Below are 20,891 nucleotides of genomic sequence, written 5' to 3'. Positions count from 1 at the left end.
CTCCTACAATTCGAATTTGTTAAGCATATTTTCAGAAACTGATCCACGAGATCGTTTCAGCTTTTTCACAAGAACTGGAGTGACAATTGCACTGGCAACAACTGCGAATGCAATTTGTGCGCGGGCACTCTCAACATAAGGCAGATATGCCTGATCGACCTCTGCCATAAGTTGAGGTACCGTTATGGATAACCCGGCTACACAACAAATCGCCGCAGAAGCATGCCCGTCTTGTTTCAGACAGAATCGGTCAACTAACAACATGGGGATGTTATTAATCAAGGTAAAGATCAAGAACAAAATCAGCCCCAGCCCACATGAGCTGAGTGCGCTCTTGAGATCGATATTCGCCCCAAGGCAAAACCCCAGAAAAGGCACCATAAGTGAGGTCCCTGATTTGGAAAAATTACGAACAGCAGGATCAAACATACCCAGAAGAAATCCGACTACAAACGGAATTAAAGTAGCCATGATGCTTCGAGCGTCAATCCCATTTCCGGAAGAGAAACCAAGAATACAGACGGGTATGAACGGTAGCCCGATAAGGTTCAGCAGAGCAAACGCAGAAATGTCAGTGTCATCACCATAATTCTCCATCAGCGCGAGGTACATGCCGGGATTGCAACTAGTGATGCAAGCCACAAGTGCCAGGGTAGAGATTCCTCCAAAACCCGCCAAACCGAAAAGCTTCATAACAACGATCCCAAAAACAACACTAAGAACAAGTTTTACCGCAACTAGTATGCCGCCCCGCCGCAGAGTTGTCACAAGCTGTTGAGGTTTGAACTGAATACCACAGAATACTAGCAGAATTCCCACGATCGTCATCGTTCCCGCATTCGAAAATACAGCAGTGGACGGATTGCCAACCATCAAGGTTCTCGGATAAAAAGTATGCATTATTGCAGCGATTCCCATAGGAAGCAGCATCATTCCGCCTGATATTCCCTGTATTCTCTCTAATATTTTCATGTACGGCGATTCCCTTCTTCCAAGTAATCGTGTCCTTCCTCTATCTGACTGTTACTCTTGCGCATGCTTTATTCCCGGCAGCTTTGGCTAGAGGTGTCATGATCATGGTCATTAGATAGGAAACCAAATAAAGCACCGGATAATTCCCAGTAAATGAGGTGAGAAAGCCTGACAGGTTTGATGTGCCAAGCAGAGCCATCACTCCGCTGATTACAGTTACAGGAATGAAGTTTATTAGCAGACAGCCGACACATTGACCCGCCAGTAAATCCTTCTTTAGAGCAAAAAGCCCCGTAAACCAGTCGCTAATCCTCATCAAGGGAATAAAATCGTTAATAAGACAAGCCAGCGAGAAACCAACCAGGGTGAACACCCATGTTCGTCCATTAATCCCCTCATTCATCAGGGAAGCTGCAAGCGACATCGCCGCCGCAGAGGGAAGATTCAACACAAGCTTAAAATACAAAGAATATGTCTTACTCATTTTCCTGCACCCGCAGCCGATATGGCATGCTCTTTCCATTTTTCTGTTACTTACTTGAATCTGCCCACCCTGGTCAGCTGTTTGGGGACACGGATGCGACCAGATGCAGTGACAATCGCATTCTCTTCACAGACTTCCGTACACCTTCCGCATTTTTCACAAATCGCCGGATCGATCATATGGATATAGCCTGATTTCCCTTGGATTGCATTTTCCGGGCAGACATCAAGACATTCCCCGCAGCCGCTGCATAATTTCGGATCAATGACATAGGCAAGAAAATGGGTACACACCGAAGCCGGACAGGTCTTGCGTACAATATGGGCTTCAAGATCAAGACGGGAGCAGGCAACAGCAGATAACGCCGGCCCCACCATATTTCTTCCAAATGCGCAAAAAGATCCTGCTCCGATTAATTCGCCAATATCTGTTACTAAATCAAGATCCTCTTTTTTTGCTCGCCCTTCGGTAACATCAGTGAAGACTGCTTTGAGTTGCCAGCTCCCCTCACGGCAAATCACACATTTTCCACAGGATGTCTCCGCTGCAGCGCTAAGTAACCCTTTGGCGATAGTTGCCATACAGTGCTTGTCGGTAAAGATTCGGATACTGTCATAAACAGAATCATAGCTTATGAATTCCGAAGTTAAGGCCGGAGCCGATGCGAAGTGCCCGAGCATGCCACCCAGCAGCAGGGGCTTGGCTGGCGCAAGTTCAAGCTCCTCTAACAGAGCAGACACAGGGGTGCCAAGTGCAACTGCCACAACCCTGGTTCTCTCATCTGTTGTAATCATTATTAATTTCTCCTGACGGCGGGAACTGCTTACACCTTCGTAAATCCAGTACGCAGTCTCCACATCCAGCAGGAAGGTAGGTCTCCCTTGCCAGCCTTCGGCACTGAAGCTTTTCACCCATAAGTCACAACGTATTACACCATTGTCTATGGCATTGTATAATGCTGTTTCTTCCCGCAGGACAGGAGAAGCCGGTCCGTACTTCACTGATATAAGCGAGGCCGGAGCTATCTCACGCAGCGGTGCCGCCAACATCTCAGCTTGCGCCTCTGTCTCGGCATAGATCAGAATCTCACAATCCATGCAAATCTTCGCAGCCATTGCCAGCCCTGCTGCTATTCGACTCGCGACATGCGCAAGAATAAAGTCCGTGAATCCATCTAACTCCTGTGCGAGAGAGCAGATTAATACGGGTCTCCCGTCATCTGGATTGATTGCGGATAAACGTTCATCGAGAAGCACTCCTTGTTTATCCGTCAATGCAAGTGCTCTAATTCTTACTGCCGCGTCCGAAGCTGAAATTGCTAGCCTATTCTCCAAAAGCTCCTGAATAGCAGGCTCTTCAGCATTCGGGAAAGGCGACAGAAAATGGGGAGTTCGGCTGACTTCATGTGGCATCTTTATTCACCTCTGGCAACACTCGAATAATCATTCCAAAATTTTTGCGCAGCTATTTCTAGTCGCAGATCACACTGCAGACAACGTTGCGCCTCATCCGGTACTTGCGCCTCAGAATAACCCAGATCCATCGGATCAAAGCATTGGCAACGCTCCTCTGGCGCAACAATCTGTGTTTTCTTTCGCTTTCTATCACTCATGCCTTTAATTGCACCAATTCTCGGGCAAACCGCCTGCTCCGGTGAAAGATTTTCCTCAATATTGCCGTCCCCGCCGAGAAACCGGTCCATCTCTGAAGCAGCCAGGCGCGCCCCTGCTATGGCACGAATAACTGAATCTGTGCCTGTTACACAGTCTCCGGCTGCGAAAATACCGGGAATGCTTGAAGCACAGCTATTCGCTTCGACAACAATGCGGCTGCCACGACCAAGGGCTAACCCACAGCCCTCTACCAAATCAGGTCCTTGACCTACTGCAAAAATCACTGTATCAACCGGGAGTATCGTTTCGCTGCCAGGTATAAGATCAATGACACTCCTGCCATTCTCATCAAACTGGAAGCCTTTCACTTCTGCCATCCGCAGCCCGTTCACTTTACCGTCGCCGCTGCCGTTAATGGCGAGAAACGTTCGGCTGTTATGCACCAGCACTCCCTCTTCTTCAGCCCAGCGAAGCTCTTCAGGAGATGCGGTCATCTTATTTCGGCTTTCAAGGCAAGCCAGATGAACGGTTTCCGCGCCAAACCGTTTTGCGATTCCTGCACAGTCCAAGGCAACGTTTCCCCCACCCAGAATAATTACGTTCTTACCGACAGTCGGAGCCTCCCCCTCTGCCGTCTGGCGCAGAAATTCAATATTCGTATATACGCCTTCCAGCCCGGCGCCCTTCAGTGGCAGACGCGCTCCCTTATGAGCCCCTACGGCTACCAAAACAGCATCAAATCCTTCTGAGATCAGGGAGGCCGGAAATTCAATCCGAACACCGGTCTGTAATTTCACACCCAACTCCAGGATCATGCCGATTTCTCGGTCAACGATCTCCCGGGGAAGACGATACTGTGGAATCCCGTATTGCATCATACCGCCAGCCTTTTGGCGTTCTTCATAAATAGTTATCTCATGACCTAGCTTTGCAAGGTACATGGCAGCCGTCAGACCAGCAGGACCTGCACCAATAATAGCGACCTTTTTGCCAGTGGCCGATTTTTGGAAAGAACGAGTTTTCCAACTACCGTCATCATGCTCGCAGGCATGGCGTTTCAGGTCACGTATGGCCACCGGTTCATTGAGAAAATTACGTTTACACTCCAATTCGCAGCGATGGGTGCATATGTACCCGAGCGCGTGGGGAAACGGTACTTTTTCGCGCATGACGGCAGCCGCAGCCGGATAATTTTTTTCCCGTATGAACCGCAGATATTTGGGTATATCAATATGGGCAGGACAAGCCGCCCGGCATGGAACCAGGGCATCTGTACGGGACTTTCCAGTCATCTTCTGCGTAATGGCCTCGTGTTCACGAATAGCTCCTGTGGGGCATACCTCTACACAAGCACTGCAAAAGCGGCAATCTGCATCCTGCAGGGAATTACCATCTACTACAACCTGCAACCGGCCCTGAACCTTCTCAAAGCGGATAGCTCCCACACCCCGCATCTCTTCACATGCACGCACACATCTTCCACATAGAATACAGCGGGTCATTTCATGAAGAATAATCGGGTTCCTGACATCCTCAGCAATACGGATCGGGTTGGCCCGGAGGCGGCGCCCCGTATCTCCGACAAATTGGGAAATGGATTGGAACTGGCAGTGTCCGAATTTTGGACAGCCTGTACACTCACTTGGATGTGTTTTGAACATTAAATCAACAGAAAGCTTTCGTACGTTTTCAGCGAGAGCATCCTTACTGTCAATGACCATTCCTTCTTCCGCCTTTACAGCACAGGCAGCCACGACACCCTTTTTCCCTTCCTGACGCACCATGCAGAGTCGGCAGGAGGCAGTGTGACGAAGATTCTCATGGTAACAGAGGTTCGGGATATAGATACCGTTTGATAGTGCAGCTTCTAGAATCGTTCCACCTGTACGCACAGATACGGTCTTTCCGTCAATCACCAGTGTCACTTGTTCGTCCTTCATCGTTTATTCCTCTGCTCTCACATATTCAGCGGCACTTTCACCAGCAAAACGTCCCGTATTCAAGCAATAACCCATCGTGTTTCCGGGTAAAAGAAACATATAGCTGTCCCCGTAAATGGTACAGGTATCTGTACCGGCAGCGTACAGACCGGGTACAGGCAACCATTCCTTATCCAGCACTTCTGCTCTATCGTTTATTTTTATACCGCCAAGTGTGCCATACGCGCTGGGACGAAAGCATCCGGCATAGAAGGGTGCCTTCACAACAGGCTTCATATAAGTCTTGTTTTTGAAGAAGAGCTCATCACTTCTATCACACATATCGTTGTATTCATCAACTGTATCGAGCAAAGCCTCTGGAACGATCCCAAGTTTTTCAGCTAGCTCCTCAATGCTGTCTGCTTTGATAATGTCCGGATTGCCCTGAAGGATGTAATCCTCTACGACCTCATCAAAATCACTGACATCATCCGGGTCATGCACAAAGTTTATGACATCAAGACCATTGCGCTTATACCCCTTTAGAATAGTGGAATCAATAATGGAATAACCTACACGCCCTTTTTGAATAGCGATGGCGTTGCCGGTGAAGGTATTGTTCTGCATTTCTTCCTCATTAATAAAACGTTTGCCGAGTTGATTCACCATCAGGTTAGGTTGCATCAGTACGGCAGGCACACTATCCGGACCGGTATCCGAATGTGGCAGAATGTAGATCATTTCAACAGTCATATCGGTTGTCGCAGCCCCTGCCTCGCAGGCCATACGAATTCCGTCACCCTTGAGTCCGGGTATTGCAAAATTGAACATATCCTCCTTGTAGCTATAGCCGGTGCGCTCCTTAATCATCTCTGGATTATCACCTGCACCTCCCGTAGCTACAACAACAGCCTTGCATCGGAACTCAGTTTCTTCACCATCAGGCCCTCTGCCAATAACTGCGCAGACCTTGCCCTGTCCATCTGTAAGAATACGCTGAGCAGGGGATTCAAGATAAAACTCAACCCCATGCTCACGTGCGTATTCCATGATTGCTTTATTCATGATGGCACCGCCATTGCGGCCAATGCCACCGTTCACTGCTACGATATGCCAGGTCTGCTCAGATTTCGGAAAATATTTGTATGCGCCAGCAAACTGGACGCCCATCTCTTCTAGCCAGGTAATGGTATTGGCGGAATTTTCAAAATACCTTTTCACAAGAGTGGCATCTACGCGCCAATGCGTATATTCCATAAACATTTTGAAGGCCCGTTCTACACTGATATCTACCATCATGGATTTTTGCTGCCGCGTACCTATCCCCAGAGGTCCCATCCCCATATTTGCTGCGCCACCTACCGTACTGTTTTTCTCCAGCACTACTACCCTCGCTCCGTTCTCAGCAGCTTGCGCAGCGGCTGCCAATCCGGAAGGTCCTGCGGCAATTACAACTATTTCTGTCTCGATCCGTCTCATATAAAGTTCCTTTCCTAGAAACATTAATTTAAATACATCCTTAACCATTGCGCACTCCATTCCACCGCCTCATTTGCCAGCTCACGGAAGTTGATTGCATGGGTTTCTTTTGTATCTATGGGAAGTTCGTTATAACAGGCACTATTAAAAGCATCTTCTATATAGCCATGGTGCGCAGCTTGCATCTGCCGTATAAAGACTGGAACGCCTGCCCTGGACAAACGAATTGCATATTGTTCGCCTTCATAGCACAACGCATCACACTCGGCAAGTACTATAATGACCGGCGGCATATTAGTAATGAACCGTTCAGGCGCATGGAGCGGTGATACATAGGGTTCCTTCCGTTGCTCCTCACTTGAATATAGAAAAGTAAACGCTTTCATCAACTCTGGGGCCATATCGGACAAACAGCGCTCCTTCGCTGCCGGATCAGTTACGGCATCAAGATAGGGGTAATGCAAAATCTGGCAGCAAATAGAGTAGCGATCCTGTTCCCTTGCCTTCATTGATGCGGCTGTAGCAAGAGTCGCCCCTCCACTGAATCCCATAACTGCAAACCGTGAAGGGTCCATACTGAAGCTTTCAGCATTTTCGGCAAACCACTTCATTACTCCACAGACGTCATCTAGCGCTGCAGGGTAAGGATTCTCAGGAGCTTTGCGGTAATTTATCCCTACTACGTGACAGCCAATAAGAGTTCTGACTTCCTCGCACAGGTTATCATCCTTGGCAGCATCGCCAAGCACTAGCCCCCCGCCATGCAGCTCAAAAAGTACTGGCGAGTTTTGCCGCTGGGCACGATGCAACCAAACTTCAACACTGTGGCTTTCACCGCAAGGTATTTCCAGCCGCTCTCCATGAATATGCTGTGACAACAGGACCATTCTTTCAGATGCACGAATGGAGGGTATGATTTTAATGAAGCTTTGCAAGAAATCATCCATTTGATTTTCCTGTTTCTGTTCTGTTGAAACCTTCCCATACGGGATAACCCGTATACACTTTGGTTTCTTCTTCACCGTTCAGAGCACGCACAGTGCCTGCCGCAAGTGCCTCCATTTCAAAATCACCCCCGTACACCTTAACAGGTGCGATCCAGCCACAGTATAGCTCCACAAAACCTGTAAAATAGAGGTCATTGCTGACGCCGCCTGTGAGAATGATCCCGTCCACTTGGCCTTGAAGAACTGCTGCGCAAGCACCGACAGCTTTGCATAACTGATAAGCCATAGCATCATAAACAAGCTTCGCATAAGTATTTCCGCTAGCAATTATTTTTTTGATCTCCATGGTGTTATCTGTACCGAGATGACTGACTAGTCCTCCTGTCTTGCTGATCTTCTGGATCATTTCCTGATGGGTGTATTCACCGGAGAAGCACATATCAATAATGGGGACGGCAGGGACTGAGCCAGAACGATTCGGCGCCATAGGACCTTCTCCATTTAGTACATCATTGCCGTCTACCATTCTTCCCTTCTTATGGGCAGTAACAGATAGTCCCCCGCCCACATGCGCCACAATAAAGTTGCATTCCTCATACGGTCTGCGTAGTTCTTTGGCATACCGCATGGCGACTTCTTTCTGATTGAGCACATGTACTCTACTCTCTCGATAAATGCCCCTTATCCCTGTAAAACGGGCCAGCTCCTCATATTCGTCAACATCAGGCGGGTTGACCAAATATGCAGGTGCTCCGCCAAATTCATCCGAGAATGCTTGAATAAGCTGTGCGCCGAGAATTGCCGGATGCTTGACCGTTCTTCCCTCCCGGGAATGCTTAAGAATGGCTTCATTAATCGGATAAATGCCACCAACCATGCTTTCCAAACCTCCACTGTACGCAGCGTAAGCATCCATAGCAGTAAGGCTGATTTTAGCCTTATATAACTCCGATAGAATCGTCTCGCGCCGGTAAGGAAGTTGGTCGCCAATAGTTGCAAAGGTCTTTAGAACTGCCGGGTCATGGGCAACATTCGCTTTGAATACTTGTGTGTTGTTCTCAAAAACCGCCAATTTTGTTGAAGTAGAGCCTGGGCTGAGCGTAAAAATTTTATATATCCTTTCCATGTCTTCACAGTTCCTTTCCATGCTGTGCGCGTACAATTAGCATAATAATATTGCCCATCATTTCGGAAAGCGGAGCACTGCGGGAAAAATCGCAGATCGGCTGTGCAAAGCCTTGAAGTACAGGCCCATATGCATCGGCTTTACCAAAAAGCTGTATCAGCTTGACACCTATATTCCCGGCATGCAGATTTGGAAATATAAGCACATTTGCCTTGCCAGCGACATCACTTTCACGCTTCACTTTGTTTGCAGCCACCCCTGGGGATATAGCTGCATCAAGTTGAAATTCACCATCGATCTTCAAGTCCGGCACTCTGCCATGTACAATATCGATTGCCTTGCGGATAACATCAATACTCTCATGCTCCGTGCTGCCACATGTAGAAAAGGAAAGCATAGCAATACGAGGCTCCCAGCCGAGCAGCGTTTTGACAGTATATCCAGAGGATATGGCGATGTCAGCAAGTTCGTCAGCATCGGGAGCGGCATTCACCGCACAATCAGCTATAGCAAGCAGCTGACCTTCAGGACCCTCAAAGCCCGGCACATTCACAATACCAAGACTTGAAATGCTGCTAAAGCTTTCCTGCATCCCGATAATGCTTTGAGCCGCCACTATAACCTCAGCCGTAGTATACTCGCGTCCAGCAGCTGCACAATCAGCCCTGCCGGTCTTAACCAGCAGCATCGCACAGTTTACTGGATCTTTTGCCTTGCGCAGGACCGCTTTTCTGCTCAACTCATCAAAACGTGCTGTATATTCGTCAGCGAGTTCTTCTAACTGCTGCTCATTCGAATTATTGAAGAAACTGAATGCCTCAGTCGAAATTCCAAGTTCCACCGCACGCGCACTGATACTCTCTGAATTGCCAATTAGCACAGGTTGGCCTATCTTGCGTGCGACCACCTCCGCGGCGGCTTTCAAAATCATTTCATTATCACATTCCGGGAAAACCACCCTTTTGGGATGAAGACGTGCTTTTTGCTCGAGCGTTTCCAGCAGGCTCATTTATATACTCCTTCCATCTGCAGCTATGGCAAAGGCCACCGCGTAGTCTGTATCATAAGAAAGGGAAATTTTCACTTGCGCACATGAGCTTTGCAGCGCCCGTTTGGCGATTTCCCCATGCAGTATCACATTAGGCCGCCCTTCGGCATCATTAAGGATTTCAATCTCTTTGAGACTAACTCCCTCGCCACTGATAGCTAGAGACTTGAACACCGCTTCCTTGCCGGCAAACCGCGTTACATAGTAATAAAAAGGCTCCGGACGGCTTATAGCTTGCGCGATCTCATTCGGAGTATATGTTTTTTGTATAAATGGATCTTCCTGCACCAGCGTAATGGCTCGCAGATGAGAAAAATTCACGATATCTGTCCCCACACCGATCATCGGACTTTCCTCCATATCTAACGGTAGATATATTCACCAGATTGATAACGTGGCGGAATTACCGGTACCTGAAGGAAGGATTGATATTCCCCGCCAGTGCGAATGATGTGTCTGCCCTTATTGTCTGTGTCCCACGCTAGAGGCTCGAACCAACCCTCCCGGATATAGCGGCCTGCCACCTGCACCCGCAGTTTCTCACCTTTATGCCAGATCCGGCTGGAAGGTACAATTTCGATATCCACCGGAACTACCTCTCCCCCAGTGAGCTTCAGCTCACGTTCGTGAGAAAGCACAGGCTGATAGTGGGTACTAAGCTTTGAATCAAGCTCTCTGTGCGAAACACGAATCTTACCCCATGCTCCGGGATGCGGCTCATCCAGTACATGCCAGGGAATCCAATTGCCCTCTCCATCAGCCTTCTGAATATTAATGAAAAGATCCATGTCGTCATGCCCGGCTGCTTCAACATAAAGCCGTAAAAACATATAACCGGTCAGCTCAGTATCCTCTTTAATTTCCATATCAAAGATTGCTTCTCCACTGTCCGAGTCGTAAGTTGCTTCGGATGCGGCAGAAACAGGACCTTCTTGCATGCTCATGCTGGCCGCATCCAGGTAGTAACGTGTATATTGAGTTCGCTCCAGAGGAAATCCTTTTTCCTTGCGCTGTACCTGGTAATCACAATCGAAAGCATCCATAACATCAAGCCGGACACGGGGGGTTAATTCCCAGCCATTATGAATGTCTTTCAGGTAGCGGTCATAGAAGCGCTTCAGGTCCTCAAGATTGTAAGGATCATAAGCATCTGCCCATTCAAAATCGCGATGTACGCGCAGCCATTTCTGCTTCGTCTTAATTTTACGATAGCCCTGAATTGAACCACGCAGATGAAAATGACTCCAGCCGGCGGTACAGTAACACGGAATCGTAATCTTGCTGAAATCAGGAATTTTGTCACGCCAGTAACCGTTCATTAAAGGATATTTCCGTGCCATAGCCACTTGATCATCGACACCGCCATTCCCCGTAACCGAAGCTGCGATGAATTCATTGAAGCTAAGTGCTGGGATGCCCCCTTCATAAATTGCTTCCCGGTACACATCAGTCGTGCCTTCCCACGGGGCTATACAGGCGAGATGGGGAGGTTGATAAGCTGCTACACGATACTGGGTCATGGCTACACCAGAGTTTCCTCCCATACCCACTCGACCGTTACACCAGTATTGAACACCCAGCCATTCGATAAAATCATAGCCATCCTCACAATCCTGACGACTGAACATGCTTACATCACCTTCGGAATGACCTGCACCGCGAGTATCAACGTTGGCAACGGCGTAACCCATTCGGCACCAATACATAGGGTCCGGAGACTCGAACTTTGCGAGTTTGGATACGGTCTGCGGAGGAACGCCCATAATCTGCCACTCACTCATTCCTTCTCCTGGCCTTTTCCCGAAAAAACTCCAGGAAACTAGTGCAGGAATCTTGTCTATTCGGTTTTCCGGCATATATATATCACAGTAGATAGTCACCCCGTCACGCATTTTAACGGGTACGTCTTGCTGACAGATCACGCCTTCACCCGCAATGTATGTTCGTTGGTTGAAGGGAGGACAGAAACCTTGTCCCATTGCATCCATTGGATTTTCACTTGCAGAAAGATCAATATCCTGCTCTTTATTAACAGGCCGACGGGCCACACGGTAAATACTCTCAAGCTCTTCGCCCTGAAACATTTCTTTCTTTGTAAAAAATTTGTTCATTGTCCTTCTCCTTATCCGTTCTCGCAAATTTCCAGCACATAATCAACAGCCTCAGCGATGGTTTGTTTCCGGCGAAATTTCATATATGGAATTTCAACATTAAAAGCGTCCTCCAAGAAAGTAGTGATCTGCGAAAAATGCACAGATTTTGCCTGTAAATCACTCGTAAATGAAAGACTTTCCGACAAATCCTCCGGCTTCTTCCCGAATAAAGGCGAAGCTCTTTCCACCAGCTTCGCATAAATTTCTTCACGTAATTCCAATACAATCCCTCCTTGTTGAATACAGCTCATCACACATTTTCAAGCTAAAGTGTCATTTATTGCTGCATGTGATAATTTCAGTATATATAATGAGAGCGTTATCTCCCATGTACTGCAACTTAATCGTGATCGGTTATTTCAACAAAGTTTTGTAAAATTGCACAAAGGTTCCTAGTGCTATTGGAGGCTGTTCTCGTGAATCTTCAAAAGATCATCAGAAAACTTAGCGACTGTTGTCTTGCCTGGCCGGAAGAGGCATTACAAACCAAAGAGATTAACGAATTTGCTATCCTGCGACCCTACTCCGTATTCAAGACTGACACTGCCTATTTAGGCAAGCTTTCAGATATACCAAGGGACTTTCCAACAGACACCCCACTTTTCTGTATTCAGGATTGTGACGCATCTGTTGATTCTTATACTTGCCTTACCCTTCTGCCAAATGAACTGGATTTGCTGGATCTTTCAGAGAAAATCTCTACTATCCTTGCTCATGAGAATCGGCTTATTGAGCATATGCACACGCTTATCTCTGCACTTAACTCCAACAAAGGATTGCAGCACATGACGAATGAAGCCACCCGCATCTTTGGTAATCCGGTTATCATTGTTGATGCTGGCTATAAATTACTTGCTATGTGTCAAGCACCTATTCCCAGCCGACCTGATATTGAACAACAGAGACACTTAGGTTATGTCCTTGACCGAAATATTCAAAGCATGAAGAAATCCAATTTATACGAGCGGACCCGGATGGCTCTTTTTCCTTATTACTCTCGTGATCCCGAGACCAAGAACGGTTGGATTACAGCTTTTGTGTACGTCCACGGTATAGAATTTGCACAGGTTAGTGTTATGGAGCTTGATCGTGAATTTACTGATATTGATTTTGAACTAGTAAAATTTCTTTGCGAACTGGTTTCGGTAGAATTGCAGAAGAGTGATTTCTATAAATCCAATCAAGGAATGGTTCATAGCTTTCTGCTTACCGAACTCCTTACTGGTGATCTCTATGATGCTAATGTCATTGCAATGCGCTTGGCTCATATGGAGTGGCCGCTGTCCTCTAACTTGCGTGTGTTGACCTTAATTGACCAAAACAACGGTTTTTTTGAGGGAAAAGTTCAACTGGTCGCGCAGCATCTAAGTCAATTCCTGCCAAACAACCGTTGGATCGTTTTTCAAGGGCGCATTGTATTTCTAATCTCTCTCACCGATTCATCCCACGAAATAATTACTAAAGAAGAACGGATTCTGGAGTTTCTGCAAGTAAATAGTCTGACTGCTTCAATGAGTGATTCCTTCAGTCAATTAAATTTTTTGCGAAAATATTACAAACAATGTCTGGCTGCCATCGACTTAGGACTCCAACTTGACTTTAACAAGTCAATCTATGTGTATGAGGACTATCTCTGTGAGCATATTGGAAAAATCATATCTGAACATCATGATCTTGCTGATTTCTGTCATCCGGTTATTCAGAAGCTTATTGCTTATGACCATACCCACAAAACAAGTTTGCTGCCTACCCTTGAAGCCTATCTTCAGTATGTGGACACTCCAGCTCTTGCGGCAAAAGCACTTTTTATCCATAGAAACACTTTGTTCTATCGTATCAACAGGATCCGGGAGCTTTTCCAATTAGACTTAAGCAACGGTGATATTCGTCTCAAACTGCAATTGACATTTCATTTTCTGAACTTAAAATACGAAGTACATAAATAAAACTAATCTTCGAGGAATTTGTATGGACGTTCCAATTCAAAGAGAGGACTCGTCCCAGCAAACCTATATAACTTTATTCATAATCTGTAGAAGCTTTTACAGCACAAATAAAGGGCACCTTATACCGCCGGGCTCGGAACTTAAGCCTTAGCAGAAAGGTGCCCCCATTAATACTTCAGAGCAGATTACAGTGCGCTATCTTTAGCCATTGAAGCTAATTTTTCAGTCCTGTCAACGTGATTCCTTCTACGAAATATTTTTGACCAATCAGATAAAAAATGACACCCGGCGCAAAGGACATACACGTAGCCGCCATCGTCAGCGACCAGTCCTGCTTTAGTTGGCCTCTAAAGGCGGTTAGTCCCAAGGCTATCGTATACTTATCGCTTGAGTTTATGTAAATCATCTGTTGAAGTAGATCATTCCATAAACCGATAAAGATAAATAATGCGACGACGATCATCGCAGATTTAATGGCCGGCATAATAATGCTGAACAAAATGCGGTAATATCCAGCGCCATCGATCGTTGCTGCTTGATCAAGCTCTCTCGGTATAGACATGATAAACTGCCTGATCAAAAAGATATTAAAAGCCCCGCCACCACAGAAATAAGGCAAAATCAACGGCAGATAGCTGTCATGAATTCCTAAGCCTCTCGTCCACCCAATATATAGCGGAATAAGTGTAACCATGGCAGGTAGAAGCATCGAACCGACACAAAGAGCCCAAATCAATTTTTTGCCCCGAAAACGCAGTCTTGCAAAGGCATAACCGCATAAAGTCGCTGTAAAGGTTCCTGCCAGACAGGCGGGTACAATAATAATCATAGTGTTCCATAAATATTTCCAAAACTTAAAGATCTCTAGCGTTTCTGCATAGTTTGAAAACAACCAATTTCCTGGCAGCAGTGAAGGCGGATATTGGTATATCTCGGCATTCGACATGAGCGACGTGCGAAATATCCACCAGATTGGAAAGAGCACGAGTATAGTAAAAAAAATAACAACGACAAACGAGATCAGGTTCATCCATTGATTATTACGTTTTTTGCTCTTTAATCTTCCGTATGAGGCTACACTCATTTGTCATCGCCCCCTTCATTAAAGATCCATAGGTTGGAGGTTTTGAATAATACACCAGTAAAGCCTGCAAGAATAACAAAAATAACGGCTGTTGTCGCACAAGCATACCCCAATTTATAATTTACAAAAGCTTGATCATACATCAGATAAGTTAAAAAGCGTGAAGAATTACCCGGGCCCCCATTCGTTAATGAAAGAGCCGGCGTAACAATTTGGAGATTGGCAATCAAGCTCATTAGCAAATTGTAAAAGATAATGGGCGACATGCACGGTAAAGTGATATGCAAGAATCGTTTCCATCCATTCGCACCATCCATTTCAGCCGCTTCATGGTAGACGACCGGAACATTTTGCAGCCCAGCTAAGAAAATAACAATTAAGTTACCTGACAGCCAAACCGAAATCAAGGATAGGGATGGAATGACATAGCTGGAATCCGCGATAAAAGAAACTTTGTTCAAACCCATCTCAGAGAGAATAAAGTTAAAAAATCCAAAATTAGCTTCGTATAACCAGGACCATCCTACATATATTGCGGCTGCCGGCAAAACGTACGGTACATAGAACACAGCCCGGAAAAACCCTCTAGCCGGAATTTTACGATTCAGTAGCATCGCAATAAAAAGTGAATAAATCATGCCTCCAACTACCGATAAGACGGCAAAGTAGACCGTAGCGATAATAGAATCTTTAATATAAGGATCAGTGGTAAATAGATTAATATAATTCTCGAAGCCAACAAATTTGGGGTCTGAAAGTCCCGTCCAATTCGTTAAGCTGATCCCGAGCACCCCAATAAGAGGTAGATACGTTAGAAAGATCAGCCCAAGGAAGGCAGGGATCAATAATATATACGCGGCTCGTGCCTCACCTGCATGAATACGTGAACGACGTTTCGGAGATTTATTAATCATTTCCATCTCTATCTCCCCACCTGAAGATCATAATATGGCCGCCGCGTGTGTGAGCTTGGCAGCGGCCAGTCTTTTACGAACTTTACTAATTGCCTGAATGGGCTGCTTTCAACGCATCGAGATTTTTAGAAATAGCATCCTTAGCGGTCGTCTTTCCAGTCCATACATCCCCTAGAACCGACCCGAGCAAGGTGTTAAACTCCGTCGTATGATTCGTATAGAACCACGCTGCAGGCTTCACAGCAGGTGATTGCGCATAATCGACTACTGCAGATTTATATTCGTCATAAACAGGGAAGTTAGGATTTTCGACCCATTTACGGGTAAGGGTCTCATCCGTGTACCACTTCTCCAGTGTTGGCATCCAGATCCCCGAGCTAATGAGGCCCCAGTTATTTTCTTCTGAGTTGTACCATTTCAGCCATTCCATCGCTTCTTTTGGATGCTTAGTCTGGGAGAAGACGACATTGGCGCCACCCGTGTTGAGAGTAACCTTATCCTTCATGTAAGGCAATACTGCGACGCCATAGTTCAAGCCTTCATTCTTGGCCGTATTCAGACTAGTTCCCACGTTCCACGCACCGTTAGTAGCCATGGCAACAGTTCCCGCGATGATGGTTCGTTGAATGCCATCATCAGTCTGTCCGACAGACAACGGAGCAACATGATCCTTCAAGTAAAGATCTGCAACCTTCTGAATTCCCTCTATACTGGCGTCTTCTCCAATTCTCACCTCAGTCCCATCACCCGAATAGAACCCTCCACCATTACCAAGCGCCCAGGTCTCAAGCTGCCATGGTAAGTTTTCAACGGATGCGCCAAACTGTACGATACTCTGCTCATTAAAGCCACTCTCATCAGGATGTTTACCATTTTTATCAAGGGTCAGCTTCTTTGCTGTTGTTACAAATTCGTCCCATGTCCACGCTTGGTCTAAAGCGGCTGGGGGATAGGGTACATTGGCTTTGTCAAACATATCTTTGTTGTAATAGAGGAGTAAGATTTCATTGGCAGCCGCGTAGGCTACGGTTTTCCCTTGATATTTGTAGGCTAAGCTATCGAGTGGTTTGCTGTCGCTTCCTTCGTACATTGTATTTACATCATTCAGCATGCCTTGGGTAGACCACTGAACGACCCCATCTTCTCTGAGCATCCCTGTGTCAGGCAATTGCTCTGCCGTAGCCATTGTATTCAGCTTAGTCATGTAGTTTTCCCAAGGAATTGCTTGTACTTCTACTTCAATTCTGTCTTGAGAAGCATTAAACTTATCCGCCACTCCCTGGGTTACATTTCCCTCTTCCGCACTTCCCCACATCGAATAGATAATTTTGACCTTCTCCTCAGGCTTGGAGGTTGCGTTCTCAGATGCTTTGGGTGCATCAGATGCCTTGGTTACTGTGTTTGTCTCGTCTTTCGCGCAGCCAATGACACTTAACGCTATTGCAGTTGAAAGAATACCTGCCCCGAATGCTTTACCTACTTTCATTTCCCTCTCCCCCTTCATAATTACATAGATATGTCTAACCGTTTGACCCCTTAAGTTATTGAGTTAAACGTTTAGTACCAACTTTTTTAATAATTTCAACCTTTGCTTGGAATCCGAAATTTCGGCCTGCAGATACGACTTTTAATATCGTGAATATTTTCAAAAAGTGGTATAGAGTCTTCATGAACTTGGGATATTTTAATGAAGTAAGCGCTTTATTGTTATTGTGTCATGATTTTCTATTAGGGAAAATAGCATTTTTCAACCTGATTTTTAAAAATTCCAACCTTTAAAGAATCAGCTTTTTCATAAAAACGGCAGAATCAGCTGAACCAAAATATTCAATTGCAGCAACGACAATAAGCAGAGCCGTCCTCCTACCCCAATGGTAGAAGCACTGCTCTGCCTATTTAGCATTTATACACATATGCTGCTGTATGCAACAACGCCTTTTTTCTCTTCTCGAAACATAACTGCGTGAGATTTCCAGCTCCTTAGCAAATTCCCGCTATGTTATCGAATTTCTTGAGGTTGTGGCCACGAACCGAGGTCAAGAATGAAGGCGTCTCTTATTCGTTCCCCATCGTGCTGATGTCGATGACAAACCGGTAACGGACATCTGAAGCAAGCACACGCTCCCAAGCTTCATCAATCCGGTCAGCAGAAATGACCTCGATTTCAGAAGCAATATTATGTTCAGCGCAGAAATTAAGCATTTCCTGCGTTTCACGGATTCCGCCAATCATCGATCCGGCAAACGAACGGCGGTGGCCGATCAGCGAGAATACGTTAACTGCCAATGGATCAGCGGGCGCACCAACATTGACCAATGTACCATCCAATGCCAGAAGTGAAAGATAAGCATCAATATTAATCTGTGCGCTTACTGTATTCACAATAAGATCGAATGAACCGGCAAGCTGCTTAAATGTCTCCGGATCGCTTGTGGCATAATAATGATCCGCTCCTAATTGCAATCCGTCTTCCTTCTTCTTCAGTGACTGTGATAACACAGTAACCTCAGCTCCCATGGCATGAGCAATCTTCACAGCCATGTGTCCAAGCCCGCCAAGACCCACTACAGCTACTTTTTTGCCGGGAGCGGCTCCCCAATGGCGCAGCGGTGAATAGGTGGTGATTCCTGCACACAAAAGCGGTGCAGCCGCGTCAAGCGGAATAGCATCAGGAATCCGGACCACGAAGTCTTCTGTTACAACGATGTGTGTGGAATATCCGCCCTGAGTATAGTGACCATGCCGGTCGATAGCTCCATAGGTGCCCGTATTTCCACTCAGGCAATACTGCTCCTCACCTTTTTGGCAATTACTGCACTCTCCACAGGAGTCAACCATACAACCTACCCCTACACGATCGCCAACTGCGTACTTTGTAACTTCGGAACCGACCTGGCTGACAATACCGGCGATCTCATGCCCTGGAACAAGTGGATACTTAACCGGTCCCCACTCCCCGCGGGCTGTATGAATATCCGAGTGGCAAATGCCAGCGTATTTAATCTCAATAAGAACATCGTGCGGCTGCAGATTCCGGCGTTCAATTGTAGTTAGCTTGAACGGGCCTTCCTGACTGAATGTAGCACGTGCATTAACCTTTATCATAGTGAAACCTCTCTTCTAGTTAATATAAAAAACTGTAACGCCGACTTTACAAAACCTATGTTATTACTTAAAGTTAACTCTAAGTCAAGCATAAAATATAATTAAGACTGGAGATAGATGATGAAGACATACTCCATAAGTGAAGTTGCAGAATATTTTAATATGACATCACATACCCTGCGTTACTATGACAAAGAGGGGCTTTTGCCTTTTATAGAAAGAACCCCCAGCGGGAAACGCATTTTCAAAGAAACGGATATGGACGCTTTAAAAGTAATTGAATGCCTGAAGTCATCCGGGATGCCGATTAAGGAAATAAAACATTTCATTGAGTGGTGCTCTGAAGGGGACTCCACCTTGCAGCAGAGATATGACATGTTCTTAGAGCGGAAAGCTTCTGTAGAAGCACAGATGGAAGAATTGAAAAAAACGATGGAAGTCATAGACCATAAATGCTTCTACTACAAGACCGCCTTGGATAGCGGCACGGAAGATGTTCATAAAAAAAATAACATTAAGAGTGCATTTACTCATTAAAAATGGACCTTCAAATTACAGTAAAGGCGGGGCAGATTGGTCTGCCCCGCCTTTCTTAATTTGGACGCTTTTTTGCCAGCAGCTTCTCCGTAAAATTCACATCAAAAAAATGAATAATGGGTCCCAAACCAAGTGCGGACACTAGAGTACCTAAGCCTATAACGCCTCCTGCCAGGAAGCAAATCAAAGCACAAAGAGCATCCGTAAACATCCGGTGCCAAAAATAAGATATTTTCGGGACGTTATCCCTCATAATCAGGGACAGGCTGTCGTAAGGAGCGACTCCCACAGCCGATGTCTGATACAGGGATACCCCAAAACTGCATACCACCACGCCAATCGCTACGACGACCACCCGCTGCCATAACAGCTGAGGTTCGCCTAACAGAGATAGCCAAGTACTATGAAAGAACGTAGCGATATACCCCAAAAAGATTGCGTTTACAAAAGTCCCTGCTCCAATATACCTTCGTCCGGTGATGAATTCGATTACAAACAATACCAGGTTCAGCAAGATCAGAAAATTTGCATATGTTATACCCACGCACTCTGCAAGAGCCATCACCATGCCGCTAAAGGGATCATTCCCCATGCCGGACAGCTTAAAAATACTAATTCCCATGCCCAGAAATACATTGCCGATAACCATAATAATCAATCGTTTTTTATCCACGTTATAAAGATAACCCTTCATATTGCCCATCCTATTTTTCATATTAAAATTGCACCTTACAACAACCACGTCATTATATCATATATTCTATTGTTTGACGGTTATCTTTATTGATAGTATTCAAGAATGAAGGCGTCGAAAAAGTCCACAAGTCTATATTTCTCAACAACTTCATCGTCATCTCCTCGATCTGTTATGAGACCTAATAAATCGAGTAAAAAATATGGGTCTACGATCTTCAACTTGCACACACCTACATTAAATTATTTCATTTGAGTTAAGGAATTGAACTTTTCAAGTATTAGTAACCTTTATTTGCTGTCTTGTCCTTTTGCGAGTAACCGGTCTCCTCTCACGAACGTAGATTATTGCATTATGCTGTTGCCACTCAACCTTTCTTATTATAGAAAAGATTCCTGTTTCCCTTAAGTTGTTTTCACAATAGGAAGAAAAATGAATAAAAACAAATTAAAAATCTTGATAGGATTTATAACTTTCATAATTGTTTATACAGCTGGAATCCTTCTTTTTCAGGTTCTATCTTATGGAGGATATTTTTTCATTGAATAGAATTCCTACATGATGACTCTTTATACTTTTTTAGTGGGGGTTGCCTGCCTGCTATTTATAGCGCTTTGGATTAAAACTGAACGTAAAAAAATAATAATTATAAATATTGCTATTGCTATGCTCTTATTCACCCCAGTCATTACAAACACATGCTACACAGCAAAAGAAGAAATTCGAATAATGTTCCATTCAAATTACAAAAATGAAATTCAAGCGATAGAGACAAGTATTAAAGTCCAATATCTTCCCTTTTTCATCTACAAAATGAGAGTCTCCAAGATTCAAAATATTATAACTATCTCTCCAGCCTAGTAGTTAAAA

General features: G+C 45.5%; 18 protein-coding genes. 2 read left to right on the top strand and 16 right to left on the bottom strand.

Features of this window, described 5'->3' with window-relative positions; all coding sequences use genetic code 11:
- Positions 1 to 3 precede the first annotated feature (3 nt).
- From NST25_RS07115 to NST25_RS07065, 11 genes are read right to left on the bottom strand one after another with little or no spacing between them, the layout of a single operon-like run.
- A complete protein-coding gene (locus NST25_RS07115) occupies positions 4 to 972 on the bottom strand; it encodes a 2-keto-3-deoxygluconate permease (RefSeq protein ID WP_076125321.1) in 969 nt (322 codons plus the stop codon).
- A 40-nt stretch (positions 973 to 1,012) separates the two neighbouring features.
- Positions 1,013 to 1,456 (bottom strand): hypothetical protein, encoded by a 444-nt coding sequence (locus NST25_RS07110; protein WP_076125323.1) that lies wholly within the window; start codon positions 1,454 to 1,456, stop codon positions 1,013 to 1,015.
- Between the two features lie 50 nt (positions 1,457 to 1,506).
- Positions 1,507 to 2,868 carry an NADH-ubiquinone oxidoreductase-F iron-sulfur binding region domain-containing protein gene (locus NST25_RS07105; RefSeq protein WP_076125325.1) on the bottom strand — a complete coding sequence of 454 codons (1,362 nt, stop codon included), beginning with the start codon at positions 2,866 to 2,868 and terminating at the stop codon, positions 1,507 to 1,509.
- Between the two features lie 2 nt (positions 2,869 to 2,870).
- A complete protein-coding gene (locus NST25_RS07100; RefSeq protein ID WP_081386478.1) occupies positions 2,871 to 5,009 on the bottom strand; it encodes an FAD-dependent oxidoreductase in 2,139 nt (712 codons plus the stop codon).
- Positions 5,010 to 5,012: 3 nt separating this feature from the next.
- On the bottom strand, positions 5,013 to 6,527 hold the full coding sequence (locus NST25_RS07095) for an FAD-dependent oxidoreductase (protein WP_217696513.1): 1,515 nt from the start codon (positions 6,525 to 6,527) through the stop codon (positions 5,013 to 5,015).
- Positions 6,491 to 7,414, bottom strand: a complete 924-nt coding sequence (locus tag NST25_RS07090) for an alpha/beta hydrolase (protein ID WP_076125327.1) — start codon at positions 7,412 to 7,414, stop codon at positions 6,491 to 6,493. Before NST25_RS07090 ends, NST25_RS07095 begins: the two co-directional genes overlap by 37 nt.
- Positions 7,407 to 8,540, bottom strand: coding sequence for a butyrate kinase (gene buk / locus NST25_RS07085; RefSeq protein ID WP_076193519.1), 1,134 nt, complete (start codon positions 8,538 to 8,540; stop codon positions 7,407 to 7,409). Before buk ends, NST25_RS07090 begins: the two co-directional genes overlap by 8 nt.
- A gap of 4 nt (positions 8,541 to 8,544) precedes the next feature.
- Positions 8,545 to 9,549 (bottom strand): phosphate acyltransferase, encoded by a 1,005-nt coding sequence (locus tag NST25_RS07080; protein WP_076125330.1) that lies wholly within the window; start codon positions 9,547 to 9,549, stop codon positions 8,545 to 8,547.
- Positions 9,550 to 9,933 carry a holo-ACP synthase gene (locus tag NST25_RS07075; protein WP_076125332.1) on the bottom strand — a complete coding sequence of 128 codons (384 nt, stop codon included), beginning with the start codon at positions 9,931 to 9,933 and terminating at the stop codon, positions 9,550 to 9,552.
- A gap of 17 nt (positions 9,934 to 9,950) precedes the next feature.
- On the bottom strand, positions 9,951 to 11,699 hold the full coding sequence (locus NST25_RS07070) for a CocE/NonD family hydrolase (RefSeq protein WP_076193524.1): 1,749 nt from the start codon (positions 11,697 to 11,699) through the stop codon (positions 9,951 to 9,953).
- A gap of 11 nt (positions 11,700 to 11,710) precedes the next feature.
- The gene (locus NST25_RS07065; protein WP_081386479.1) at positions 11,711 to 11,962 is read right to left on the bottom strand and encodes a hypothetical protein; all 252 of its coding nucleotides are present in this window, start codon (positions 11,960 to 11,962) and stop codon (positions 11,711 to 11,713) included.
- A gap of 195 nt (positions 11,963 to 12,157) precedes the next feature.
- Here NST25_RS07065 and NST25_RS07060 point away from each other — a divergent pair, with 195 nt between their 5' ends.
- The gene (locus NST25_RS07060; RefSeq protein WP_076193529.1) at positions 12,158 to 13,687 is read left to right on the top strand and encodes a helix-turn-helix domain-containing protein; all 1,530 of its coding nucleotides are present in this window, start codon (positions 12,158 to 12,160) and stop codon (positions 13,685 to 13,687) included.
- 214 nt (positions 13,688 to 13,901) lie between these two features.
- Here the strand turns inward: NST25_RS07060 and NST25_RS07055 are convergent, their stop codons facing one another.
- From NST25_RS07055 to NST25_RS07040, 4 genes are all read right to left on the bottom strand, one after another.
- Complete coding sequence (locus tag NST25_RS07055) at positions 13,902 to 14,771, bottom strand: carbohydrate ABC transporter permease (protein ID WP_076125340.1); 870 nt, start codon at positions 14,769 to 14,771, stop codon at positions 13,902 to 13,904.
- The gene (locus NST25_RS07050) at positions 14,768 to 15,685 is read right to left on the bottom strand and encodes a sugar ABC transporter permease (RefSeq protein ID WP_254847734.1); all 918 of its coding nucleotides are present in this window, start codon (positions 15,683 to 15,685) and stop codon (positions 14,768 to 14,770) included. The genes NST25_RS07055 and NST25_RS07050 overlap by 4 nt, the downstream gene beginning before the upstream one ends.
- Positions 15,686 to 15,770: 85 nt before the next feature.
- Positions 15,771 to 17,171, bottom strand: coding sequence for a sugar ABC transporter substrate-binding protein (locus tag NST25_RS07045; protein WP_076282274.1), 1,401 nt, complete (start codon positions 17,169 to 17,171; stop codon positions 15,771 to 15,773).
- Positions 17,172 to 17,740: 569 nt separating this feature from the next.
- Complete coding sequence (locus tag NST25_RS07040; protein ID WP_076185356.1) at positions 17,741 to 18,790, bottom strand: NAD(P)-dependent alcohol dehydrogenase; 1,050 nt, start codon at positions 18,788 to 18,790, stop codon at positions 17,741 to 17,743.
- Between the two features lie 120 nt (positions 18,791 to 18,910).
- Here NST25_RS07040 and NST25_RS07035 point away from each other — a divergent pair, with 120 nt between their 5' ends.
- Positions 18,911 to 19,327, top strand: coding sequence for a MerR family transcriptional regulator (locus tag NST25_RS07035; protein ID WP_076279552.1), 417 nt, complete (start codon positions 18,911 to 18,913; stop codon positions 19,325 to 19,327).
- A 55-nt stretch (positions 19,328 to 19,382) separates the two neighbouring features.
- On the opposite strand, the gene NST25_RS07030 is transcribed toward NST25_RS07035, so the two are convergent.
- Complete coding sequence (locus tag NST25_RS07030) at positions 19,383 to 20,042, bottom strand: hypothetical protein (protein ID WP_248547753.1); 660 nt, start codon at positions 20,040 to 20,042, stop codon at positions 19,383 to 19,385.
- Positions 20,043 to 20,891: the final 849 nt, after the last annotated feature.

It is taken from the genome of Paenibacillus sp. FSL E2-0190, from assembly GCF_037992965.1.
Taxonomy (GTDB): domain Bacteria; phylum Bacillota; class Bacilli; order Paenibacillales; family Paenibacillaceae; genus Paenibacillus_AQ; species Paenibacillus_AQ odorifer.
This window is presented reverse-complemented; position numbering and strand designations above follow the sequence as displayed.